Source organism: Streptomyces pseudovenezuelae (assembly GCF_029892565.1).
GTDB classification, from domain to species: domain Bacteria; phylum Actinomycetota; class Actinomycetes; order Streptomycetales; family Streptomycetaceae; genus Streptomyces; species Streptomyces pseudovenezuelae_A.
On record NZ_JARXVH010000007.1, the window covers coordinates 80,520 to 104,175 of the forward strand.

20 protein-coding genes and 1 pseudogene are annotated in these 23,656 nt (G+C 70.7%); 9 read left to right on the forward strand and 12 right to left on the reverse strand.

What is annotated here, in order from left to right; all coding sequences use genetic code 11:
• Positions 1 to 10: 10 nt before the first annotated feature.
• Both M2283_RS23265 and M2283_RS23270 read right to left on the reverse strand, forming a co-directional pair.
• Positions 11 to 1,276, reverse strand: coding sequence for an N-acylneuraminate cytidylyltransferase (locus M2283_RS23265; RefSeq protein WP_280878281.1), 1,266 nt, complete (start codon positions 1,274 to 1,276; stop codon positions 11 to 13).
• A gap of 56 nt (positions 1,277 to 1,332) precedes the next feature.
• Entirely contained in the window at positions 1,333 to 2,679 is a 1,347-nt protein-coding gene (locus M2283_RS23270) for a DUF6716 putative glycosyltransferase (protein WP_280878282.1), read from the reverse strand.
• A gap of 198 nt (positions 2,680 to 2,877) precedes the next feature.
• Between M2283_RS23270 and M2283_RS23275 the strand changes: the two genes are divergently transcribed.
• From M2283_RS23275 to M2283_RS23300, 6 genes are all read left to right on the forward strand, one after another.
• Positions 2,878 to 3,864 carry a glycosyltransferase family 2 protein gene (locus M2283_RS23275; protein WP_280878283.1) on the forward strand — a complete coding sequence of 329 codons (987 nt, stop codon included), beginning with the start codon at positions 2,878 to 2,880 and terminating at the stop codon, positions 3,862 to 3,864.
• Positions 3,864 to 5,201: an alpha-2,8-polysialyltransferase family protein gene (locus M2283_RS23280; protein ID WP_280878284.1), complete on the forward strand. Its 1,338-nt coding sequence runs from the start codon at positions 3,864 to 3,866 to the stop codon at positions 5,199 to 5,201. Before M2283_RS23275 ends, M2283_RS23280 begins: the two co-directional genes overlap by 1 nt.
• Before the next feature lie 144 nt (positions 5,202 to 5,345).
• A complete protein-coding gene (locus tag M2283_RS23285; RefSeq protein ID WP_280878285.1) occupies positions 5,346 to 6,341 on the forward strand; it encodes a class I SAM-dependent methyltransferase in 996 nt (331 codons plus the stop codon).
• Positions 6,342 to 6,442: 101 nt separating this feature from the next.
• On the forward strand, positions 6,443 to 7,465 hold the full coding sequence (locus M2283_RS23290) for a glycosyltransferase family 2 protein (RefSeq protein ID WP_280878286.1): 1,023 nt from the start codon (positions 6,443 to 6,445) through the stop codon (positions 7,463 to 7,465).
• The gene (locus tag M2283_RS23295; protein WP_280878287.1) at positions 7,458 to 7,883 is read left to right on the forward strand and encodes a GtrA family protein; all 426 of its coding nucleotides are present in this window, start codon (positions 7,458 to 7,460) and stop codon (positions 7,881 to 7,883) included. Before M2283_RS23290 ends, M2283_RS23295 begins: the two co-directional genes overlap by 8 nt.
• Positions 7,880 to 9,145, forward strand: a complete 1,266-nt coding sequence (locus M2283_RS23300) for an NAD(P)/FAD-dependent oxidoreductase (RefSeq protein ID WP_280878288.1) — start codon at positions 7,880 to 7,882, stop codon at positions 9,143 to 9,145. Before M2283_RS23295 ends, M2283_RS23300 begins: the two co-directional genes overlap by 4 nt.
• On the opposite strand, the gene M2283_RS23305 is transcribed toward M2283_RS23300, so the two are convergent.
• From M2283_RS23305 to M2283_RS23315, 3 genes are read right to left on the reverse strand one after another with little or no spacing between them, the layout of a single operon-like run.
• Complete coding sequence (locus M2283_RS23305; RefSeq protein ID WP_280878289.1) at positions 9,135 to 10,853, reverse strand: hypothetical protein; 1,719 nt, start codon at positions 10,851 to 10,853, stop codon at positions 9,135 to 9,137. The two genes, M2283_RS23300 and M2283_RS23305, sit on opposite strands and share 11 nt — an antisense overlap.
• Before the next feature lie 2 nt (positions 10,854 to 10,855).
• Positions 10,856 to 13,189 (reverse strand): glycosyltransferase, encoded by a 2,334-nt coding sequence (locus M2283_RS23310; protein WP_280878290.1) that lies wholly within the window; start codon positions 13,187 to 13,189, stop codon positions 10,856 to 10,858.
• Positions 13,186 to 14,652, reverse strand: a complete 1,467-nt coding sequence (locus M2283_RS23315; protein ID WP_280878291.1) for a glycosyltransferase family 29 protein — start codon at positions 14,650 to 14,652, stop codon at positions 13,186 to 13,188. The genes M2283_RS23310 and M2283_RS23315 overlap by 4 nt, the downstream gene beginning before the upstream one ends.
• 206 nt (positions 14,653 to 14,858) lie before the next feature.
• On the opposite strand from M2283_RS23315, the gene M2283_RS23320 reads away from it, so the two are divergent.
• The gene (locus M2283_RS23320) at positions 14,859 to 15,950 is read left to right on the forward strand and encodes an acyltransferase family protein (protein WP_432423114.1); all 1,092 of its coding nucleotides are present in this window, start codon (positions 14,859 to 14,861) and stop codon (positions 15,948 to 15,950) included.
• A gap of 193 nt (positions 15,951 to 16,143) precedes the next feature.
• Here the strand turns inward: M2283_RS23320 and M2283_RS23325 are convergent, their stop codons facing one another.
• Positions 16,144 to 16,797, reverse strand: a complete 654-nt coding sequence (locus M2283_RS23325) for a TetR/AcrR family transcriptional regulator C-terminal domain-containing protein (protein WP_280878293.1) — start codon at positions 16,795 to 16,797, stop codon at positions 16,144 to 16,146.
• Positions 16,798 to 16,868: 71 nt separating this feature from the next.
• On the opposite strand from M2283_RS23325, the gene M2283_RS23330 reads away from it, so the two are divergent.
• The gene (locus M2283_RS23330) at positions 16,869 to 18,392 is read left to right on the forward strand and encodes an FAD-dependent monooxygenase (RefSeq protein WP_280878294.1); all 1,524 of its coding nucleotides are present in this window, start codon (positions 16,869 to 16,871) and stop codon (positions 18,390 to 18,392) included.
• Between the two features lie 34 nt (positions 18,393 to 18,426).
• Here M2283_RS23330 and leuE read toward each other — a convergent pair whose 3' ends face one another.
• Positions 18,427 to 19,077: a leucine efflux protein LeuE gene (gene leuE, locus M2283_RS23335; RefSeq protein ID WP_280878295.1), complete on the reverse strand. Its 651-nt coding sequence runs from the start codon at positions 19,075 to 19,077 to the stop codon at positions 18,427 to 18,429.
• A gap of 30 nt (positions 19,078 to 19,107) precedes the next feature.
• Positions 19,108 to 19,353, reverse strand: a pseudogene (locus M2283_RS23340) (Uma2 family endonuclease); the annotation flags it as partial.
• Positions 19,354 to 19,540: 187 nt separating this feature from the next.
• On the opposite strand from M2283_RS23340, the gene M2283_RS23345 reads away from it, so the two are divergent.
• The gene (locus M2283_RS23345; protein WP_280878296.1) at positions 19,541 to 20,389 is read left to right on the forward strand and encodes a L,D-transpeptidase family protein; all 849 of its coding nucleotides are present in this window, start codon (positions 19,541 to 19,543) and stop codon (positions 20,387 to 20,389) included.
• Positions 20,390 to 20,592: 203 nt separating this feature from the next.
• Here M2283_RS23345 and M2283_RS23350 read toward each other — a convergent pair whose 3' ends face one another.
• The 4 genes from M2283_RS23350 to M2283_RS23365 form a co-directional block, all read right to left on the reverse strand.
• The gene (locus M2283_RS23350; RefSeq protein WP_280878297.1) at positions 20,593 to 21,669 is read right to left on the reverse strand and encodes a hypothetical protein; all 1,077 of its coding nucleotides are present in this window, start codon (positions 21,667 to 21,669) and stop codon (positions 20,593 to 20,595) included.
• A complete protein-coding gene (locus M2283_RS23355) occupies positions 21,669 to 22,331 on the reverse strand; it encodes an RNA polymerase sigma factor (protein ID WP_280878298.1) in 663 nt (220 codons plus the stop codon). The genes M2283_RS23350 and M2283_RS23355 overlap by 1 nt, the downstream gene beginning before the upstream one ends.
• A 375-nt stretch (positions 22,332 to 22,706) precedes the next feature.
• The gene (locus tag M2283_RS23360; RefSeq protein ID WP_280878299.1) at positions 22,707 to 22,895 is read right to left on the reverse strand and encodes a hypothetical protein; all 189 of its coding nucleotides are present in this window, start codon (positions 22,893 to 22,895) and stop codon (positions 22,707 to 22,709) included.
• 46 nt (positions 22,896 to 22,941) lie between these two features.
• Entirely contained in the window at positions 22,942 to 23,559 is a 618-nt protein-coding gene (locus tag M2283_RS23365) for an RNA polymerase sigma factor (RefSeq protein WP_280878300.1), read from the reverse strand.
• Positions 23,560 to 23,656: the final 97 nt, after the last annotated feature.

Genomic DNA, 23,656 nt, shown 5'->3' on the forward strand with positions numbered 1-23,656 from the left:
GAAACAGTCCTTACTTGTTGAGGGAGTCGAGAGAGGGGCCGAGGATCCAGCTGGCGATCTCTCGGATCGCGCCGTCGCCACCAGGGACGGTGGTGACCGCACGGGCGGCGCCGCGTACCACGTCGTGGGCGCTCGCGACCGCCACGGGCCAGCCCACGAGGGCGAAGCACGGGAGGTCGTTGACGTCGTTGCCGACGTAGAGCACGCGCTCGGGCGCGATGCCCTGCTCCTCGCACCACTGCTTCAGTGCGAGGTCCTTCCGGTCGATGCCGTGCCGGACCGGGATCTGCAGCTTCCGGGCCCGCGCGGCGACGACCGGGTTCTGCTCCGTGGACAGGATCAGCATCTTCAGGCCGCTCTTGCGCAGCGCCGCGATGCCCAGTCCGTCGCCGCGGTGCACGGAGACGAACTCCTTTCCATCGGCGTCGATCAGCACCCGGTCGTCTGTCTGGGTGCCGTCGAAGTCCAGTACGACCGCGTCGATGTCGGCGCCGGTCGGCAGCGAACCGGGGCGGTCCGCGTCGAAGAGGGGTGCCAGCGCCCGGGCGCGGGCCAGCTCGTGGTGGTCGTCGATCTCCAGCACGCGGGCCGGGTCGGTGCGCACGAGTTCGGTGCGGCCGAAGAAGCGGTGCTGGTGCTCGCGGAAGCCCACCGCGTCCATCGCGTAGACCGCGCCGGTCTCCAGGAAGTCCTGGGGGCGGTCCTGGCGGCGCGGGCGGAAGGACTTGTCGTGGTTGACGCCGTAGCCGCCGCCGGTGGCCGCGTCGGCCTCCGCGACGGTGCCGGCCTTGGCCTCGTCGTCGGCGTCGCGCCACACGAAGCCGTGGAAGGGCGCCACGGTCAGGGCGGAGTCGGCGCCGTTGTCGACGACGGCACCCACGACGCCGTCCACGTCCTCGCGGATGATGAACGGGCTGGTGCACTGCACGAGCAGCACCACGTCGACCGTCGCCCCGTGCAGGGCCTCGTGCGCGCCCATGGCGTGCAGCACGGCGGCCTCGGAGGTGGCGGTGTCGCCGGCGATGGCGGCGGGCCGCAGCACGACCTCGGCGCCCGCCGAGCGGGCCGCGGCGGCGATGGCCTGGTCGTCGGTGGAGACCACGACGTCCGTCACCAGCCGGCTGGCCCGGCACTCGCGCACGGCCCGGGCCACCAGCGGTACGCCGCCCACGGGGGCGAGGTTCTTCGCGGGCACGCCCTTGGAGCCGCCGCGCGCGGGAATCACCGCGAGCACCCGGCGCACCGAAGCCCCTTGGCCCGCTTCGGGGTTGGACATGGGTTCTCCTCCTTGGGAGGGGTTCGGGGACAGCGGCCGCTCGCCGGGACGGGGACTCACAGGTCCCCCATCCGCCGGATCACCGGGGCGACCCGCTGCACGCCGTGGCGGTAGGCGCCGCGTGCGGCGCGGCGCACTATCTGCTTGACCGCGCTGGGTTCCTTGTCGGCGGCGGGTGCGCCGGGCAGCGGGCTGCCGTCCGGGCCGAGGTGGTGGCGGGCGAGGATGCCGGGCAGGTAGCCGGGGGCGGTCGCCGGTGTGTAGTACGGGGTGAGGGGCGCGAGGCCGCCGGGCCGGCCGAGCAGCTTGGTGATCCGCTCGCGCGCCGCGTCGAAGGCGGTGGCGTACGAGCCGTCCGCGGCGACGCCCTGGCGGTCGACCCACTCCTCGTCGGGCTCGGGCCGGTGCCCCTCGTCCAGCTGGTCCCAGGAGGCCAGGCAGCCGGAGCCCACGAAGTGGTGGTTGCCGAGCACCTCGCGCACCCCCAGGTCGCTGAGGACGACGGTGGGGATACGGCGGTGCAGGGACTCCAGCGCGGCCGTCGAGCTGATGGTGACCAGCAGGTCGGTGCGGTCGAGTACCTCGCCCATGTTCCCGTACACCAGGCTGAAGTTGGCCGGTGCGTCGAGCTTCTGGGCCAGCTTCTGGTAGGGCAGTTCCTCGATGTGCGTGGTGTGTTCACCCGGCCGGGAGCGCAGTTTGAGCAGCACCTCGCGCTCGGGGTGCTTGCGGGCGTGCCGGATCAGCCGCTCCAGCAGGTACGTACGGTCCTTGCGGCTGTCCGGGACGGACGGCTGCGCGGCGAACACCACGGTGTACGGGTCGTGTTCACCTTCGTAGGGAGCGCCGCCGAGGAACGGGAGTGCCACCTCCGTCACCGACGAGGCATCCGCGCCCACCCCTTCGTACACACCTCTGAAACGGTCCGCGTCCTGGCGGGAGTTGGCGAGGACGAGGTCCGCGCCGTGCCGCAGCAGGAGGCCGTCGGCGAGCTTCTCGTAGACGACGCCGACATAGCCGGTGACGACGACGGGACGCCGCTTGCGGCCCTCCCACACGCGCTTGAGCCCGTGCAGCATGGCCTGGACGCCGCCGCCGACGAGGGCGAGCACGACGAGGTCGTACTCCTCCTCGGCCATGGTGCGCAGGAACTCGACGGCCGTGACCTCCTTCAGGGAGTCGACGTGGACGCCCACTTCGGCCAGTTGGCGTGCCGTGGGAGTGGCCCGGCCGCGCAGCAGGAATCCACTGAGCTCGGGGCCGACTTGCGCGGCGTCGCGCCCTGCGGCTTCCATGGTCGGGCCCGGAACGATACGAGCCGCGGTCAACGCACCCCATTTCCAGCGGGTGTCGGAGTCCGCGAGAACAGCGATTCTCATGGGCTTAGTTGTACTAGGCGGCACAACGAAGACGCTAGGAAGCAAATCCAAGGTGCGGCCCAACCGCACCTGGCCAAAAAGTTAACAACACATCGCCGAGAGCCGAACTGGCTCGCCAAAGCCTCGGAAGTACATGGGATGCACCGTTCCGACACATGGAGTTCACCCGCCGTACGGGTACCGGAAAGTTCCGCAGCCGAGCCGCCTCCTAGGCTTTTGCGGGTGCCAAAGCTCTCCGTGATCGTGCCGTTCTACAACGTGCAGCAATACGCCCCGGACACCCTCAGAAGCCTTCGCCTCAACGCGCGACCAGATTTCGAGTTCGTTCTTGTGGACGATCATTCGAAGGATGAAACTCCGGCCATCCTGGAACGCGCCGCCGCGGAACTGTCCGACGTGGCCCAGGTGCGCTACGTCCGCCACGAGAAGAACGGAGGCCTCGCCACCGCCCGCAACACCGGCCTGGACGCGTCCAGCGGCGAGTACCTGACCTTCCTCGACGGGGACGACTGGCTGGCCCCCGGCTACTACGAGCAGTTGGTGGCCGCCATGGAGAAGCTGGACTGCGACTTCATCCGCACCGACCACGTGCAGGCGACCGCCCGCTCCCGCTCGGTGCACCGGGTGCCGCACGGGCGCCGCTGGGAGGTCATGAACCCGCGCGAGGCGATCCTGCCCGCCGACCGTACGACCTCCGTGGACTACGCCTACGCCTGGGCCGGCGCCTACCACCGCCGCCTGCTCGAAAAGGGCCTGCTGCACTTCACGGACGGGCTGCGCACCGCAGAGGACCGGCCGTGGATCTGGAAGCTGCACCGCGAGGCGGAGTCGTTCGCCGTGGTGAGCCTGCTCGGCGTCTTCTACCGGCGCGGGGTCGCCTCCTCGCTCACCCAGATCGGTGACGTCCGTCAACTCGACTTCATCCGCGCCTTCGATCAGGTCGTCGAGGAGACCGCGCTTGACCCGGACGCCGAGCGGCTGCTGCCGAAGGCCGTGCGGACGTACTGCGCGATCATCGCCCACCACCTCGCGGACGACTCCAAGTGGGAGCCGGCCGTGGCCAAGCAGCTGCGGTCGATGAGCGCGGCCGCCATACAGCGCATGCCGCAGGAAGCGCTGGGTGACGTGCTCGACACCATGGACCTGCGCCGCTCCTCCAAGCTGCGGCGGCTGCGGCGCCGGATCACCACAGCGAAGGCGGCCGCCTGATGCCCCGTACCACCCGGATCTTCTGCGTCTCGACGCTGTACGGCGCGGCCACACTCGCCGCCGCCATAGAGTCCGACCTGTTCACGGAGGCGGACGGCGACCGGCAGGTGCTGCTGGTCTTCAACAACTCCGCGACGCCGGAGACCACTCCGGCCGTCGACCAGATGCCGGGCTTCGAGCCGCTGCGGGACCACTTCGACGACGTGCTGTCGTGGAACGAGGCCATCCGCCCCTTCCACCCCGGCGCGTGGGCGCCGCGGCCCGACGACATCCCGCTCTTCGAGCGCTATCTGCGGCTGCTGTGGGAGCTGGGCGACGACAAGGTGGAGCTGGTCCTGGAGTCCATCCAGGTCGCCCCCGCCCTCACCGTGGCCCAGCTGTTCACCGAGGCCCCGGTCGAGGTCTACGCCGACGGCCTGATGAGCTACGGCCCCACCCGCAACAAGCTCGACCCGCTGGTCGGCACGCGGGTGCGGCGGCTGCTCCACCTCGACCTGGTGGCCGGTCTCACGCCGATGCTGCTGACCGAGTTCGACGTGCCGGCGCAGGTCGTACCGACCACCGCCTTCCTCAAGGTGATGGGCGAACTCACCGCCGCCGTGCCCGAGGCGCCGGTGCTGCCGGCCAACTCGGCGCTGCTCCTTGGCCAGTACCTGTCCGCGCTGAACATCCTCTCCGCCACGGAGGAGGAGGACCTGCACGTGCGGATGATGCGCGGGGCGGTCGAGCGCGGTCACCGGGCGATCGTCTTCAAGCCGCATCCCACCGCGCCGGCCCGCTACAGCCGGATCCTGGAGGCGGAGGCCGAGAAGCTGGGCGTCGACCTCACCGTCCTGGACCTGCCGGTCCTCGCCGAGGTGCTGTTCGAGAAGTCCCCGCCCGCGCTGGTCGTCGGCTGCTTCTCCACGGCGCTGTTCACGGCGGCGGCTTTCTACGGTCTGCCGGTTGCCCGCGTAGGCACCGAACCGCTGCTCGACCGCCTGACGCCGTACCAGAACAGCAACCGGGTCCCGGCCGTCCTCGCGGACGCGGTGATCCCGGACCTGGAGGGCCGCAAGGGCGAGGAGGTCGTCCCGGCGAAGTCGCTCAACGGCCTGGTCACCGCGGTCGGTTTCACCATGCAGCCGCAGATCCACCCCTCCCTGCGCCCGGCGGCGGAGAAGTACCTGTCCAAGGAGTTCGGCCCGCGCACCCAGCGCTACTTCAAGCGCAAGCGGCTCACCTCGCTGGGCCTGCCGGGCGGTATCCCGGAACGGCTGGCGTTCCTGCCGCGCAACGCCACCGCGCGCCGGGTGGTACGGCGGGCGAGGGCGCTCAAGAAGGTCGTGAAGCGCTAGACAAACCAGGAGTAAACCTCAGGCCAAGCCCAAGGAAATGCAAGACGGCGATTGCCTTACTCCTGTGAATTCACGGTGATGCGGCTCCCGGATCCATAGGATCTCGGGAGCCGCCCCCATCGATTCTCCTCCGTGAGGCATTCAATGACGAAGCTCGGCCGGCTCTACTCGAAGTTCGACAGCGTCACACTGCCGGACGATCTCCCGTACACCCAGGTGAGCGCCTGGGAACTGCAGTTCCTGTATCTCGTGGGGCGCCATGAACTCTCGGGCCGGGGCCGGATCGTCGAACTCGGCTCCGGCGGCGGCGGATCGACGTACGCGCTCGCGATGGGCCTGCGGGAGAACCCGGCCTTCGACGAGAAGACGGGACGCCTGCACGCGTACGACTTCTTCCGGGTCGGCAAGGGCACGTTCGCCTCGGAGAAGTTCTTCACCTCCGGCCACAAGCCCGAGGACGACAACTCGTTCCTGAACGACTTCCGCGGCCGCCTGGAGCCCTTCCTCCCCTTCCTGGAGATCCACGCCGGCGACCTCTGGCAGACCTCCGACCCGGACGACCCGACCCCGGTCGAGTTCCTGCACATCGACATCGCCAAGACGGCCCGGGTCTTCAGGTGCGTCTCGGAACGCTTCCTGACCCGCCTGGAGCCCGGCTCGATCGTCCTCCACCAGGACTTCGCCGGCCCGCGCCTCCCGTGGCTCCACCACAGCACCGGCGCGCTCCTCCCCTACATCGAGATCGCCGGCCCCCCGATCCGCTCCACCCTCGCCTTCGAGGTGACGAAGCCGATCCCGGCGGACGTGTTGAAGCGCATCTCGGAGGACGACTACACGGTCGACGAGAAACTCGCCCTCATCACCGCCGTCCAGAACCGAATCGACCGCGACCACACCGACGGCATCCCCTTCAAGTCCGTCCTGGAACTGGCCAAGGCGTACGTCGCCCACTACGACGGCCAGCACAAGCGGGCGTGGTCGATCGCGAAGCCGCTCACCTCGGACGAGTACCTGAGCCGGACGCGGGCGGATCACTTCGAGCAGTTGAAGAAGGCTTACGACACGGAGCGGGCCGCGAAGTCTCGGCGGTCGCCGGTGGCTCGGTTCAAGCAGCTGCTGGTCCGGGGCGGTAAGAGGTAAATAGGAACGTAAGAGAAATAGGTACGAAGAGATACACGGAAGATTGCGTTCCGATGCCGTGTGTTGGGTGGGAGTTAACAACCACTCCATAGCTTCCACCAATGGCGCAAACAGCTTCGCCGCCCGCTCACGCTCCGGCTCCCGTCGCGCTCGCGGCGGTGGAGCCGGAGTCGGCCCGGCGGTCGCTCATCTCGTATGTCCTGCCGGTCTACAACGAGCAGGACGGCATCACCGCGTTCCACGCCGAGCTCATCGCCGCGCTCGGCTCCCGGCCGGAGCTCGACTTCGAGCTGGTCTACGTCAACGACGGCTCCGCCGACGGCTCGCTCGCCCTGCTCAAGGGCCTCGCGGAGCAGGACCCCCGGGTCAAGGTCGTCGACTTCGCCCGTAACTTCGGGCACCAGATCGCCATCACCGCGGGCCTCGACCTGGCCGCGGGCGACGCCGTGATCGTCATGGACACCGACCTGCAGGATCCGCCGAAGGTCAGCCTGGAGCTGGTCGACGCCTGGCAGGCGGGCGCCGAGATCGTGCACGCGCGCCGCCGCACCCGGCAGGACACCGCGTTCAAGCGGGCCACCGCGCACCTGTACTACCGCCTGCTGCGCTCCTCCACCGAGGTCGACATCCCGCTGGACACCGGCGACTTCCGCCTCCTGGACCGCAAGGTCGCCGATGAGCTGCGCAAGTACCGCGAGCGCAGCCGCTTCGTGCGCGGCATCGTCGCCTCGATGGGCTATGCCCAGACCGAGGTGGCCTTCGACCGGGACGAGCGGTTCGCCGGCGAGACCAAGTACCCGCTGCGCAAGATGGCCCGCCTCGCGGTCGACGGCATGACGAGCTTCTCCACCGCCCCGCTGAAGATGATCACCCGGCTCGGCTTCGCGGTCCTCGCGCTGTCCCTCGTCGGCATCCTCTACGCCCTCGCCATGAAGTTCTTCAAGCCCGAGATCACCGTCTCCGGCTGGACGATGCTGATGTGCGTGGTGCTGTTCCTCGGCGGCACCCAGATGCTCTCGCTCGGGGTCATAGGCACCTACATAGGCCGCATATACAGCGAGGCCCAGGGCCGGCCGCTGTACCTGGTGCGCGAAGTGATCGGCGGACCCGACTCCGATGACTGAGATCACCGCCACCACTCCGGCGGTCAGCGCCGAGAACTCCCGCTCCCGGACCGTGCGTCAACTCGTGCGCTACGCCCTGATCGGTGGCAGCGGCGTCGTCATCGACTTCGTCGTCTTCCTGCTGCTGCACAACCTCGCCGGCCTGGACGAGCAGCTCGCCAACGCGCTGAGCACCACCCTCGGCATCGCCAACAACTTCGTCCTGAACGCCCTGTTCACCTTCGAGCGCCGGGACCGGCTCGTCGTCCGCTTCCTGCGTTTCTACGCCGTCGGACTGACCGGCATCGCCTTGACGAACCTGCTCTTCCTCGCCTTCACCGACGGCCTCGGCATCGACGCCAACCTCGTCAAGGCCGCTTCGCTGCCGCTGGTGCTGGCCCTTCAGTTCGTGCTCAACCGAAAGTGGAGCTTCGCATGAATCTCGGCATCATCGGCGCGGGTGCCACCGGCCTGACCGCCGCCTGGGACGCCGTACGCGCCGGCCACCAGGTCACCGTCCTGGAGGCGGCCGACGAACTCGGCGGTCTGGCCGCCTCGTTGGAGGTGGGCGGCGTTCCGCTGGAGCGCTACTACCACCACATCTTCCGCAGCGACAAGGCGATGATCTCCCTCGTGGAGGAGCTGGGTCTCGGCGACGCCCTGCGCTTCCACCGGCCGACCACCGGCATCTACCGCGGCGGCAGGCTGATCGACTTCACCACGCCCTTCGACATGCTGCGCTACCCGGAGTTCAACCCGGTCGACGCCGTGCGCTTCGCCGGTTCCTCGGCCGTGCTGAAGGCGGTCCGCAACGGCGAGCGCTTCAACGACCTGACGGCGCTGGCCTGGTTGCGCCGCTGGGCCGGCAGGAAGGCCACCGCCGCGATCTGGGAGCCGCTGCTGCGCGGCAAGTTCGGCGACCGCGCCGAGCAGGTGTCGATGGCCTGGCTGTGGGCCCGTATCCACTGCCGTACCTTCGAACTCGGCTATGTGGACGGCGGGTTCGAGCGGGTCTACGCGGCGCTGCGGGACGGGATCGAGGAGCGCGGCGGCAAGGTGGAGTTCGGCAAGGCAGCCGAGTCCATACGGCAGGACGGCGACACCGTGGCGGTGGGCTGCGCCGACGGTTCGCGCTACGAGTTCGACCGGCTGATCGTCACCACTCCGCAGCCCGCCTTCGCCAAGGCCGCCGGGCTGCCCGCCGACAACGCGGTGTGGAAGAACCAGTACCTGGGCGCGACCTGCTTCGTGCTGGAGCTGGACCGCAGCGTGATCCCGTACTACTGGCTCAACATCAACGAGCCCGGCTTCCCCTTCCTCGCGGTCGTCGAGCACACGAAGATGATCGACCCAGCGGTCTACGGGGGCCGGCACATCCTCTACGTCGGCAACTACGTCGAGCGCGAGGACTGGCGCTTCACCACCGAACCGGCCGAACTCCTTGAGCGGTTCGTGCCGTATCTGCGGCGCGTGAACCCGGACTTCGACGCCTCCTGGATCAAGGACTGGCACTTCTCGAAGGCCGGGTTCGCGCAGCCGGTGGTCACGCCGGAGTACCGGGCGCTGATCCCGCCCCACGAGACGCCGATGAGCCGGGTCACGCTGGCCACGATGGCGCAGATCTACCCGCAGGACCGGGGCCAGAGCTACTCGATCGCCCTGGCCCGCAAGGTCACCGCGTCCCTCGGGCTCAACGCCTGACGCACAGCACGAACCGGGTCCCGGCGCGGGCGTGCGGGCAGTCGTAGACGGCTTGTACGCGCTGCCACAGCGCCGGGTCCACCCTGCCCGGCCGGAACCAGGGCCGCTCCAGGAGCGCGTACGGGGCCGGGTCGTGGTCGACGCAGTCGGCGTTCTCCTTGAATGACGGAAGGTCGGCGACGTCCGGCAGGAAGCGGCTGCGCTGGAGGAAGGTCGCGACCGGGTAGCGGCACTGCGCCGGGTGGTCGACGTAGTACGTGATGTCGCCGAAGGCCAGGTACAACACCGGCGCGTTCGCGGGCAGTCGATCCCGGATCCGGTCCGCGTCCGACTGCGCGAGCCGCATCTCGTCCAGGTACTGGGCGCTGGTCTCGGTGACCTTGCCGTGGGAGACCAGGTGCGGGGAGCCGGGCCAGATGGTCGCGGTCAGGCAGACGACGCCGGAGAGCGTGACCAGCACGGCCGACGGGACCCCGCGCCGGGCGGTCGTGGTCCTGCTCCGGGCCGCGTCCACACCCGCCGCGAGCAGGGCGACCAGGCCGGCGGCCCAGACCTCCCACGGCCGTTGCAGGCCCTTGGGTGCCTCGGCGTAGAGCACGGGCAGCACGCCGTACACGAGGGAGACGGCGGCGAAGCACCACGGTGGCGTGCGGCGGGCGCCGCCCACGGCCAGGCCCCAGGTCGCGGCGGCCAGCACCGGCATCTGGGCCCCGTGGTACAGGAACCAGTTGCCCTGCACGACCACGACGGCCTGGGCGGCGACGCCGATCGTCGCGGCGATCAGGAGCAGTTCGGCCCGCCGCCACCGGCCGTGCACCCGGGTCAGGACAAGGAGCAGCGCGCCCGGCAGGAGCAGCAGCACCGGGGTGGCCACGGCCCGGTCGGCCAGGAAGTCGACGGAGCGGTCGAGGATGAAGTGCGGGTGGATTCCGGTGCGGCTCATCGCCGACTGGTTGATCTGCGGCATGTCCTCGGTCCACTGCCACTCGTGGGATCCGCCGAGCACGCTCAGCCCGAACAGGCCCGCGGCGGCGGCCATCGCGACCACGGCGACCCGTACCGCGCGGCCCCGGTCGACGGTGTAGACGAGGAGGATGCCGATCGCGGCGGTGGCGGCGGTGGAGTACTTCATCATCACCGCGAGCCCGAGGGGTACGGCGGCGAGCAGGGCCGCCCGCCAGGGCCGCTCCGGGCCGATCGCGGCGGCGACGCCCAGCACGGTCAGCACGACCGCGGCCCACTCGGGCTGAAGGAAGTCGTTGCGCGGGGCGAGGGCCAGGGCGAGGCCGGTGGCGCCCGCGGTGAGGGCCGCCTCGCGGCCGGTGACCCGGCGCAGGAGTGCTGTGTAAAGGGCGTAGGCGGCAGCGGCGGCGAGCAGGACGCCGACCGCTCCCATCAGTGCCTCGCGGACCGGCGTACCGCCCCCGAAGGAGGTGAGGCGGTCGAGGATCGCGATGAACCACCGGTAGAAGTACGGACGGTGGGTGAAGACCTCGGACGGCGAGTAGCCGGCCTCGCGCCCGGTGCGCAGGGCGGCCAGGACGTAGTGCAGGTCGCCGGTGAGCCGGCGGGTGGCCACGGTGTACACCACGGCCACCACGGCCACCGCGGACGGCAGGGCGACCGCCGCCCACCACAGGGGTGAGCGGCGGTCGTCGGTGCGCGGCCGGGCGACGGTGGTGTCGTCCGGCAGGGTGGTGGTCGCCACGCTCAGCCGCCCAGAATGACCCGCAGGTCCGCGGCGTTCGCCTCGGTCGCCTTCCACAGTTCCTGCTGGCGGCCGTGGACGTCGGCGACCGTCTTGTTGTGGTCGGCCAGCAGGTCCTTCGAGCACTCCACCAGACGCGCGGCGAGGTGGCGGTCGTGGACCGAGACGCCCCACTCGGGGCGCTCGATGTCCCGCAGGAAGTACGCCATCTTCGGGTGCGAGATCAGGCTGATGATGGGCGTGCCGACGCCGAACGGGATCATGCCCGCGTGGCCGCGCATGCCGATCACCAGCTTGGTGCGGGCGTAGAGATCGAGGATCTCCTTGTTCTCGAAGTCGTACATCGGGATGACGGGCATCGAGATGCCGTGCTCGCGGCGCAGGTCGAAGACGATCTTCTCGTCGTCGAGGGAGTGGGCCACGCACTGGACCTCGGCCAGCTCACCCAAGTCCCGTACGGCCTGGGCCATTTGGGCCAGGAAGTAGGCGTAGTCGTGGCCGAAGCGCAGGCCCGCGCGGTCGTAGGCCGCGTTGATCAGGATGGTGTCGTCGCGCTTGGCGGGATCCTGCCAGCCCGGCACCAGCTGGCGGGTGACCGTCGTGGGACACGGCTGGAAGCGGATCTTGTCGTGCAGGTGGGCCGGGACCATCGCCCGGACCTTCTCGATCGAGCCGTGGTTGCGCAACCCGAAGAAGCTGGACTTCTCGACCAGCAGCCGCAGCGACTCGCCGAACCGGTTGGCCCGGTAGGACTGCCCGTCGAAGGCGTTGAAGCCGACGGCGAAGACGGCGATCGGCACGTCGATGCCGGCCATCAGCTCGTCCGGGACGTTCCACTGCCAGGCGCTGTTGCCGTTGGGCATGGTGTCCGGGATGAACAGGCCGCCGCCGCCGATGACCAGACCCCGGCGCCGGTTGACGCGCTCCAGGGCCGCCTTGTCGAACAGGCGGTGGGCGTGCACGGAGTGCCAGCGCCGGGAGGTGGTGTCCGGGCCGAAGGCCGAACGGACGCTCTCCGGGAGCAACTTGTCGCCCGCGTTGCCCTGGCGGTCCATGTAGAAGGCGACGTGCGCCAGTTGGTCCTCGGGCGCGCCCTGCTCCTGGGCCGGCACTGAGGCCGCGCGCTGCGCCCACAGGCGGCTGGAGCGGTGGGTCGGGTCGACGGCTATGCCGGCCGTGGCGTGCGTCAGGGCCTCGGCGTTGTTGCCGTGCACCCACGCCATCTGCGCGAGCCGCGCGTAGGCGGTCGCGGCCCGGTTGGGAGCGGCGGTGGCCAGCAGCAGCTGGGCCTTGGCCTCCTCGTACCGGGAGACGCTCATCAGGGCGTGGCCGAAGACCTCGTGCGGCCAGGCCTCGTCCAGCGGGATGTGGACACTGGACAGGACGTCGACGGCGTCCTGGTAGTCGCCGTTGCCTATGTGCGCGGCGGCGAGCTTGCGGGCGACCTCGACATTGCCGGTGCGGGCGACGTGCGGGGTGCCGTAGTGCACGAGCAGGTCGTGGTGCAGGCCGCCGGAGGACTCCATGTACGCGGCGTGGAACTCGGGGTCGCTCAGCTCGAACTCGCGCCAGCGCTCCTCCGCCTGGCTGTAGCCGGCCTCGCCGCCCTGCCAGGGCTTGTGGCGCCCGGTGAAGTGCAGGATCGCGGTGTCCTCGGGGACCGGGAGGTCGCCGGACAGCCGCCGCTTGACGAAGTTGTAGCGCGGGTCGAGGCGGACGAAGTCGCCGTTCAGGACCGAGTTGAGGATGCCCTGGTCGTGCTTGTCGAGCTCGTAGTCGCCGGAGCGGCCGCAGCGGTCGAGCCGCGCGCAGAACTCGTCGCTCAGGTACTCCTTCTGGATCACCAGCAGACCGGAGTTGAGCTTGTGCTGCCCGTAGAAGAACTGCGGCACGGCCGCCAATCCCTCGCGCAGCTCCAGCAGTTCGCTCAGGCTGCTGAGGACGACCATGTCCGTGTCGAGCGTGATGATCGTGTCGTACTCGCGGATCTTGAAGACGTCCAGGATGAAGTACGCCTTGCGGACCAGGTAGTTGTCCTGGTCGCCCTTCTGGTACGAGTCGTAGTGGTCGGCGTCGACGCGCCGCATCACGATGCGCGGGTGCAGGGCGCGGATCTGGGCGATCGAGCCGGGCTTCAGATCGTCGTAGAGGACGACGAAGTCCTCGCACACGCTCGGGTTGGACAGCGCCAGGCTGCGCAGCAGGACGAGGAAGCCGGGCAGGTAGTTCTCGTCGACGAAGCTCGCGAAGGCGATGCGCCGCTTGCCGGTCAGGGCGGCCGCGTCGGTCGACGGGGCCTTGACGGCGGAGGTCCCGGTCAGGGAGGTCGTGGTCATCGCAGGGATATCCTCATGTCGGTCACGCTCTGGGCCCGCTCCATGACCCATGCCTTCTCGCTGGTGTACTCGTGCACGGAGGTGATGGCGAGCTTCATCGCTTCCTGGACGCGGTAGGCACCGCTCTCGTAGAAGTCGAAGCCGATCAGGTCGAGCTTCGGGCTGACGTCGAGGAAGTCCAGCAGGTACAACATGTTGAAGCCGGTGGTCGGGATGCCCGACCACACGTCCGTGCTCAGCCTGCCGATGTTCCGCACCGGCCAGCGCAGCGACTCGTCACCGAGGTAGGTCTGCGCGCCGGGCACCAGGCGGTTGCGCAGCGAGTACTTCCAGTCACCGGAGATCCCGCCGAAGACCAGCCGGGTGGTGACCTGCTTCTCCCAGTTGAAGCCGTGCTTGTGGATCGTGGCGTGGATGTCCGTCTTGCTGCCGGTGTTCTTCGGGTCGATCCTGTACGAGTTGAAGCGCACCACCAGGTCGTACGCGTCGATCTCGGCGCCCATCGAACTGGCGCCCACCCGGCCGGAGTTGGCGATCAGGGCGATCGACTTGCCGGCGATCCGGTTGCGGAACTCGCCGAGGCTGATCCACTCGACGCCGCCGATGGTCGGGTCGGCGACCGGGCCGCGCATCCGGGTGCGGCGCTGCTCGGCGTAGAGGGCGAGGGCCTCGGTGAGCGCGGGCAGGTCGACGCCGGGGGCGGTCAGCCGCAGGTCCAGGTACTGGCTGAGCAGTTCCTGGCGGTCGGTGACCGGGGCGTCCTCGGCGGTCAGCGTCAGAAGCGCTCCCACCAGACGGGGCTCCGCCTCGCTCCAGTCGCCGACGGCCTGTGCGGCCAGGCCCTCGGCCCACACGTCGGTGGCGGGGCGGCGGGTGAACTCCTCGGCGCGCGGGGTCTGCCGCTTCAGGAGGGCGATCAGTTCGCGCTCCTTCTGGCCGGCCAGGCGCAGACCGGCGATCCGGTTGCGGACGCCGAAGCCGTCGTCGTCGGTGAGAGCGAGGTACTTCTCGTACGCCTCCAGGGCCTCGGCCTCGTCGCCGATCGCCTCCAGGAGCCGGGCCCGCAGGCGCCAGCCGGCGCGGGAGTTCTTGCGCTGGGCCAGGACGGTGTCGCTGATGACCAGGGCGAGGTTGAGCTCGTCGTCGTAGCCGGCCTCAAGTGCCTTGTTGGCGACGGCGAGCAGGGCGTCGAGCACCTCGTTGGGGATTCCGCCCGTCGGTGCCGCGGCGCCCTTCACGGCGCGCTTGAGCAGCGCGGTGGCGCCGCCGGCGGGTGCGGGCGCGGGGGCCGCCGTGGCGGTGGTGCCCCACACGACGAGCAGCTTGCGCAGCTGCTCGGCGAGTTCCACGCGCTTGCGGTCGATGCTGCCGACGAGCTTCCCGCTGTGCGCGGCACAGGCGCGCAAGCAGTCGTCCAGCTCCCCTCCACGTACACGTGCCCGTCTGTTCTGGACCCTCGTCATGGCGCTCCTGGGTATTTGCCAAGCCAATGCTGTGACAACTGAGTCGTTCGCCGGGTTTACCACGGCGTAGGGGGATGCTGGAAAAATTAGGAAGCAAAAGCGACGTTCAGGTGAACTGATGGAAGCCGGAGGACGAATCGTTGGGCCGTCAACCAAGCTTTCGCCACGATTCGGACTATTGGCGCCGACTCTCCCATAGGGCGCCCTTGTTGGAACGGCCGCCCGAGGAACCCGTGGTCAAAGCCCCGGAGCCCCGATTGCGGTCGCTGGACGGACTGCGGCTACTCGCCGCCCTGATGGTGGCGGCCTATCACTACGGCGGCCGCGACGGCGAGGTCGCCCGGGCATGGGGAAGTTCCCCACGCGACCAGTTCCCCACGTTGCATTCGTATTTCGCGTACGGCTGTCTCGGTGTGCAGGTCTTCTTCGTGATCAGCGGGTTCGTGATCTGCATGAGCGGATGGGGACGCCCGCTGAAATCGTTCTTCGCGTCCCGCGCCGCGCGACTGCTGCCCGCCTATTGGGCGGCCATCGTACTCGTGACGGCTGTGTTCGCACTCCCGGTCGTCGCCTACGAGGCCGTCTCGCCGAGCGACGCGCTGGTCAACCTGACGATGCTTCAGCAGCCGCTGGGCGTGGACCGGGTGCTCGGGGTGTGCTGGACGCTGTGGGCGGAGGTCCGCTTCTACGCGCTGTTCGCCCTGCTGGTCGTGCTGCCCGGGGCCAACCGCCGCCGGGTGCTGCTGTTCTGCGCGGGCTGGATGGTGGCGGCGGCGATCGCCCGGGGCGCGCACGAGCCGCTGCTCGACATCGTCGTGATGCCCGAGTACGCGCCGTTCTTCGTCGGCGGCGTCGGCCTCTACCTGGTCCACCGCGACCGAAGGGACGTCTACGCGTGGTCCGCGGTGGCCGTGGGCTGGCTGATCGGGCAGCACGAGGCGGTGGCGGCGCTGTGGCGCCCGGCGAGCGCGGACGCGTTCGCCCATCGCACCGTGTTCGGCATCGTCCTGGTGGTGACGCTGGGCTTCGCGGCCGTCGCGGCGATCGCGCTCGGCCGGCTGAGCTGGGTGAACTGGTCCTGGCTGACCACGGCGGGCGCTCTGACCTACCCCTTCTACCTGGTCCACGAGCACCTGGGCTGGCCGGTCATCCGCATGCTGCACGGCGTCCTCGGCCTGCCCGCGCGAATGACGCTCACTTTCACGGTGCTGGGCCTGCTGGGCCTCGCCTGGCTCATCCACCGGTTCGTGGAGCGGCCGTTCGGACCCCGGCTGAAGCGGACGCTGACGTCAGCGTGAGGGACGGTGACGCGGGGTTGAGGGCGGCCGGTGGACCGGCTCGGGCCGAGAGGCAGGAGCGGGCCTCTACGCGACGGCCGACGGCCTGGGAGTGAGGGCCGCTGGCCGACGGCTCGCCTCGGCATGAAGGCCCGTGGCGCGGTCCAGCCCGGGCACTCCCAGCGCGCCTCGGCGTGAAGGCCGGTGGCGCGGCTCAGCCCGAAGGGCGGTAGCGCGCCTCGATCCCCGCGAGGAGCAGTTCCAGGCCCTCCTCGAACTGCCGGTCGTAGTCCTCGAAGATCTCCGCGCCCGCCGCGGCCGACAGCGGGAACTCGGCCAGCAGCCGGGCCCGTTCCTCGACGTCGTAGCCCTCGCGCCGCTCGTCGGGCAGCGGCTGGACGCCCTGTTCCTCGGTGACGAAGCCGATCGTGAACGCGTACGCGGTGGCCGCCGCGCGGACCGACTCGGCGAGGGTGAAGCCGGCGGCCTCGAACACGCGCAGGTTGTCCTCCATCTCGCGGCCGTGGTCGGTGCCGGTGAAGCGGGAGCCGCTGAAGACCTTCGCGCCGTCGCGGTAGCCGAGCAGGGCCGCGCGCAGTCCGCGGTTGGCCTTGAGCAGCCGCTCCCGCCAGGTGTCGGTGGGATCCAGAGCCGTCCCCGCGACCATCCGCCGGTACATCTCGGTCGCCATCTCGTCGAGCAGCGCCTGCTTGTCCTTGAAGTGCCAGTACAGGGCGGGCGCCTTGACGTCCAGTTCCCTGGCGATGGCACGGAGGGTCAGGCCCTCCAGACCGGCCTCGTTCAGCAGCTTCAGGGCGGTGTCCGCGACCCGCTTGCGGTCGAGGGGCGCGCGTCGTTCCGTACTCACGCTTGACAGCTTAACAGCGTTAAGGGCACCCTTGCGGACAGCGGAACTTAACAGCGTTAAGGAGACGGATCATGAGTGTGGACGGACCCTCGGTGAACGGCCTCTCGGTGAGCGGCCTCTCGGTGGACATACTGATCGTGGGCGCGGGCCCGACCGGCCTGGCCCTCGGGATCGACCTCGCCCGGCGCGGGGTGGACGCGCTGGTCGTGGAGCGCGGCGAGGGGCTGGCGCGCGGCTCGCGCGGCAAGGGCATCCAGCCGCGCACGATGGAGGTCTTCGAGGACCTCGGTGTGCTGGACGGGATCCTCGCGGCCGGGGGCGAGTACCCGGTCGGGATGGTCTGGCAGGACGGGAAGCAGGTCGGCGAGCACCGGATGATGGACCCGGCCGAGGACGCCGAGGAGAACACACGGTTCACCGGCCCGTGGATGGTCCCGCAGTGGCGGACGCAGGAGATCCTGTTCGCGCGGCTGACGGAGCTGGGCGGCCGGGTGGACTTCGGCCGGGAGGTCGTCTCGCTCGACGAGTCCTTCGACCAGGGGGCCGACGGCGTGACGGTCCGCTTCGCCGCCGGCGACCCGGTCCGCGCGCGGTACGTGGTGGCGGCCGACGGGGGCCGCTCGGCGGTGCGCAGGTCGCTCGGGATCGGCATGGCCGGGGAGACGGTGGACCCGAACCCGATGCTGGTGGCGGACGTCCGGATCGCCGGCCTGGGCCGGGACTACTGGCACGTCTTCCCGCCGCGCGCCGACACCGACGGCTTCCTCGCGATCTGCCCGCTCGCCGGTACGGAGGACTTCCAGGTCGTCGCCCAGTTCCCGGAGGGCACGGCGGTCGACACCTCGCTCGACGGCGTCCGCAAGGTCGTCGCCGCCCGCTCCCACCTCGCCCCCGAGGACGTGACGGAACTGGGCTGGTCCTCGAACTTCCAGCCCCGCGCGGCCCTGGCCGACCGCTTCCGCGCCGGACGCGTCTTCCTCGCCGGCGACGCGGCGCACGTCCACTCCCCGGCCGGCGGCCAGGGCCTCAACACCAGCGTCCAGGACGCCTACAACCTGGGCTGGAAGCTGGGCGCGGTGCTGCGCGGGGGCGCCCCGGAGGAACTCCTCGACACCTACGAGGAGGAGCGGCGCCCCATCGCCGCCCAGGTGCTGGGCCTGTCGACGAGCGTCCACCGGGGCGAGGTGCAGCGCGGGAGGGCGACGCGCCAACTGGGGCTGGGGTACTGGGAGTCGTCGCTGACGGTGGATACGCGGGGTGGGGAGACGCGGGGCGAGGGAACACCGGCCGAAGAGACCCGGACGGCCCCGGAGCGGGTGCGCGCGGGCGACCGGGCGCCGGACGTGACGGCGGCGGGCGCACGCCTCTTCGACGCCTTCCAGGGCCCGCACTGGACGCTGCTGGCGTTGGGCACGGACATCGGTACGGAGATGCCGCCGGCGCTCCCGCAGACGGTACGGGTGGTCCGGGCGCCCGCCCACGAGATGTACGGCACGGGCCTGTTCCTGGTCCGGCCGGACGGCTATGTCGGCTGGGCGGGCACGTCGGTCACCGGACTGCCGGAGTACCTCGCGGGCGTCGGCGAGCGCCCATGACCCCGTACGCGCCGCAGGCTTGCGCGCCGCAGGCCTACACGCCGCCGGCCAGCGACAGCTTCACCGCGAACCCGAGGAACAGCGCGCCCGCCGCCGAAGTCGCCGTCGCCGAGAGCCGCTTGCGGCGGCGGAAGGCGGTGGCCAGCCTGGTGCCGCTGAATATCAGCGCGCTGAGGTAGAGGAAGCTCGCGATCTGGGCCAGGGTGCCGAGGACGACGAACGAGACGGCCGGATAGGCGTACCCCGGGTCGACGAACTGCACGAAGAAGGCGACGAAGAACAGGATCGCCTTGGGGTTGAAGAGGCTGACGACGAAGGCCCGCCGGTAGGGCCGCTCGTCGGCCGCGGCGACGGGCGCCTCCTCGACGGCCCGCTCCCGCCGGGTCCGCCACATCGCCCACGCGGTCCGCAGCATCCCGATGGCGAGCCAGGTCAGATAGCCCGCCCCCGCGTACTTCACGATCCCGAACAGCATGGCGTTCGCCTGCAACAGCGAGGCGACCCCGGCCGCCGAGAGCGTCATCAGCACGGTGTCCCCGCACCACACGCCGGCAGCGGCGGTGTACCCGGCCCGGACACCCTTGCGGGCGGCGACCGAGAGGACGTACAGCGAGTTGGGACCGGGCAGCAGGACGATCAGGACGAGGCCCGCCAGATAGGTGGGAAGGTCGATGACACCGAACATGCCGACGAGTGTGGCATGCGGGTACGACAGTCAGTCGTCGCCGTCCAGGAGGGTGTCCACGGTGAGGTCGAGGGTGACGCCGACGGATTCGGGGACCGGGACGCTCTGGCCCCGCTTGTAGCGCCCGGGGGCCGGGTACTTGCCCTTGACCGGATCCCGGTGGAGCAGAATCTCGTCGTGCTTGCGGTCGGCCACGATGTGGACGGGGATGCCGGCCTCGGCATAGCACTCGCCCTTGGGGCCGAGGCAGTCGGACCAGTTCGACGAGGTGATCTCGGCGACAACGACAGTGCATGCGAGCCGTCAGGCGGGGGGTCACAGCCACGGCGTCCTCCATTTCGGGGGCCGCTCTCCACGAGCGTAGCCGCCACCGTGCACCTTCCGCCTTCGATCCCGAACGAAGGAATCCCGCAGGTCAGAGCCCCCTGTTCGCGACCCCCCACCCGGGGGCAGACTACGGGGCATGGGGAGAACGATCGTCACTACGGCGGCACTCGTGGCCCTGGCCGCCGTGTACGGCTGCACCGTGCAGGGCGCGGACGGCAAGGGCAACTCGCCGGTGCACATCAAGTTGCCCAGCAGCGCTGCACCGACGAGCACGTCGGACGACAGCGACAGCGAGGGTGACGGCAAGTCGAGCGCGTCCCCCTCCAAGTCCGCCGAGCAGACCGGGCCCGCGCCCGCCGTGCTGTGGTCCCGTGGGGACGGCGGGCGTGATGTGCGGGAGCTGCAGGCCCGGTTGCACCAGGTGCAGTGGCTGTTCGACGGCCCGACGGGGTCGTACGACGATCTGACGGAGCGGGCGGTCAAGGGCTTCCAGGGCAAGCGCGGGCTGCCGAAGACCGGCGAGACGGACACCGTCACCTGGCAGCGGCTGGTGAGGATGACGCACGAGCCGGGGAAGTGGGACCTGTACCTGATGGGCGGCCAGCCCGCCGGCGCGCCCGATCCGCGGTGTCTGACCGGGCGGGTCCTGTGCATCGACAAGACCAGCCGGACCCTGCGCTGGATGATCGACGGCCGGACGGTGTCGACGATGTCGGTCCGCTTCGGCGCGACGGGCACGCCCACCCGGGACGGCGTGTTCCACGTCTACTGGAAGTCCCGCAACCACTACTCGACGCTGTACGACTCCCCGATGCCGTACGCGATGTTCTTCAGCGGCGGCCAGGCCGTGCACTACTCGTACGACTTCTCGGCCCGCGGCTACGCGGGCGGTTCGCACGGGTGCGTCAACGTCCGGGACGAGGCGGCGATCGCGAGCCTGTACGCGCAGGTACGCGACGGCGACAAGGTCGTCGTGTACTGGTGAGGCGCGGGGCATGAGCTGTGCGGGGCGCGGACGGGACCGGGGGAACGTGTCCCGCCCGCGCCGAGTTGCACGAGCCGTAGGTACGGGGGGAACCCCGGCTCTGTGCGACGGCCGATGACCAGTCGGCTCATTAAGTACTGCGCCAACCCGGCCGAAAACGTCACACCCGGCGCCCGAATAATCAGAAATCGCAGGTCAGAGCTTTACAGCGCGCTGTACGTCGGATTCGGCGCCGGAGTGGGTGCGGCGGGCGTCGTCAGCCGCGTCGGCACCAGGGGCCGGACCGAGCCCGAACCGTCGGCCCCGCCGGTCTGTCCACCACCGCCGGGCGCTATGTGATGGCCGTCGTCGGCACCGCCCTGGTCCTCGCCCTTGCCACCCTCGTCGCCCTGGCCGTTCTGCCCGCCGGGACCGACGTCGTTCTTGCCGTCGCCCTTGCCGTCGCCCTTGCCGTCGCCCTTGCCGTCGCCCTTGCCGTCGCTGTCCTTGGCCGTGGACCCGGAGTCGCCGAGCGCGTTCTTGCAGTACCGCCACACCCGGCCGCCACCGACGCCGCCCGCCGCGTGCACCAGGGCCCGTCTGCGCTCGGCGCTCAGCTTCTTGCCGTCGCGCAGATCACGGCAGGCCGCAGGGCCACCGCTCCACCCGCCGTCGTCCTTGCCGTCGGCGCGGTCGTCGGCGCCGGGCGCGACCGTGGCGCCGTCGCGCGAGCCGGTGCCCTGGGTGTCCGAGGCGGTGGGACCGCCGGTGGGTCCGTCGGGCGTCGGCCGGCCGGGCAGCAGGCCCTTGGGCGAAGGCGACACGAGCGGGCGGTCGGGCGACGCGGCCGCCGAGACGGAGGAGACGGGGCCGGGGTCGCCGCCGAACGGCGACGGCAGGATCCCGGAGGTGGCCGCGACCGCGACCCCGCCGACCATGCCGGCGGCCAGCACGGCGGTCAGCCCGAAGCGCACGGGCCGCGCCCAGCGGGGCCTGCTGACGTCCGGGCCGGGGCCGCCGATGCGCACGAGCCCGGCGTCGGAGGACCGGCCGCGGGTGGGCGGGCCGACCACGGCCGGTCCTGACCGGTCGGCGCGGGCGGTGCGGAAGGCGGCCAACGCGGCGGCCTCGCCCGGGAGCTCGGGTCCGGGCCGGGTGACGTCGGCGGAGAGCGCGTCGAGCGTTTTGGCGAGGCGTTCGGCCTCATCCCGGGAGGCGGTGTCGACAGCGTCCAGTGGCTCTCCGCGCAGCAGCGTCTCCGCTGTTTCGGGGTCCAGCCACCTGTACTGCTCGTCGGCCATCACATGTCCTTCTGCGTCCGCGGACGCGTATGCGTCACACTCGCGGACGTCACCGCACGGTCTTCGGGTTCTCGCTGGTGCGGCACCGCGTCGAGCGCGCCCGCGGATTCCGCATCGTCGGCGAGCAACTCTGCCAGGCGTTTGAGACCCCGGTGCGCCGCCGTGCGGACGGCACCCGGCCGCTTGCCGAGCGTCTCGGCCGCGGTCTTGGCGTCGAGGCCCACCACCACGCGCAGCACGACGGCCTCGGCCTGGTCCTGCGGGAGGCGGGCGATCAGCGAGAGGGTGCGGTCGGTGGCCAGCGCCTCGATGGCCTCGCCCGCGGTGTCGGACTCGGCGGCCCTGCCGGTCAGTTCCGTTTCGTCGCCGCCTATGGCCGGGCGGCGACCGCGCATGCGTATGTGGTCCAGGGCGCGGTTGCGCGCTATCCGGGCGGCCCAGCCGCGGAAGCGGTCCGCGTCGCCGCTGAACCGCTCCAGGTCACGGGCGATCTGCAGCCAGGCCTCGGACGCGACGTCCTCGGCGTCCGGGTCGCCGACCAGTGTCCGGACGTACCCGAGCAGCCGCGGGTGCACCGCTCGGTACACAGTCCGGAACGCGGTCTCGTTCCCGTCCTGTGCCGCAAGCACCGCGGTGGTCAGCTCCGCGTCGTCCCCCAGCACCCGTAATCCTCGATCGATGGTCAGCCGATGGTTGCGGCGATTGTTCGTCATCCGCGCCCGGCGCGAAAGGCACGTTACGACCTGAAACCGCTGCTCGTCCATGTCCGTACAAGCTGGGACCAGCTTGTGATGTCGTGGGGTGTGACAGAAACCGCACTCATGGCGCTGTAGCAAGTACGGGTCGCCGCGCGGCCCGTGCCGCGCGACGGCCGGGGCCTCTCCTGTGGGGGGTGGCGGCCCCGGCCGTTGCTTCGGTGGGAGCGCTCCGACGCGTCGGGGGTCCAATCCCGGCCTCGCCGCCCACGGCCGAAAACGTTCGCCGCCTGCCACCGAAGCCGACGCCTCGCTCTCGACGAGCGCCGCGTACAGCCGTGTTCACCCGGCCCGCCAGTCGTCCTGGCGCCGGGTACGGGCGTGGTGCGTCCCCGCGTCCCGGGCGGCCCGGAACGCGTCCACCGCCCGCCGCTCCCCCTCGGGATCGAGCACGCCGTCCCGCATGGCACCGGCGAACAGCACTTCCAGAACCAGGCCGTCGGTGTGGCCGTCCTCGTGCCGTTCACCCATGTCCCCGCCCCATCCGTGTCCTACGGCCGGCCCTCGCCGCCGCCCTTCACGTCGACTCCCCCAGCGTGTGCGGGTCGTCATTCGTCACACCTTCGGCGCCGAGCCCCCGCGCGAGCCCGCGCAGTCCCCGGTGCGCGGCCGTGCGCACCGCGCCGGGGCGCTTGCCGAGGACACGGGCGGCGGCGGGGCCGTCGAGTCCGACGACGACCCGGAGCAGTACGGCCTCGGCCTGGTCCGGCGGCAGCGTGCGGACCAGCGCCAGGGCGCGCTCGGTGGACAGCGCTTCCAGTGCCTGGTCGTCGGTGGAGTGCGGCCCGGGCAGTTCGAGTACGTCCTGTTCGAGCGTCGCCGGCCGGGGCCGTACCCGCTGTCGGCGCAGGTGGTCCAGGGCCCGGTGCCGGGCGATGGTCGCCGTCCAGCCGCGGAAGCCCGCTCCGTCGCCCTTGAACCGGCCGAGGTCCCGGGCGATCTCCAGCCAGGCGTCGGAGGCCACGTCCTCGGCCTCGTCGCCGACGATGCCGCGGAGATAGCCGAGCAGCCCCGGCTGCACCAGCCGGTAGGCGTCCGCGAAAGCGGCCTCGTCGCCCCGCTGGGCGCCCGCGACGGCCGCGCCCAGTTCCCCGTCGTACGCCTGCACGCGGCGGGGTTCCCCTCCCTGGCCCAACACTGCCCTCGTTCGCAGAAGTTGCATACGCCGTCGAGTCGTTCACGCCTTCACGGTCATCAGCGCCAGGTCTCACAGAAGTGTCACAGCCCGTCGG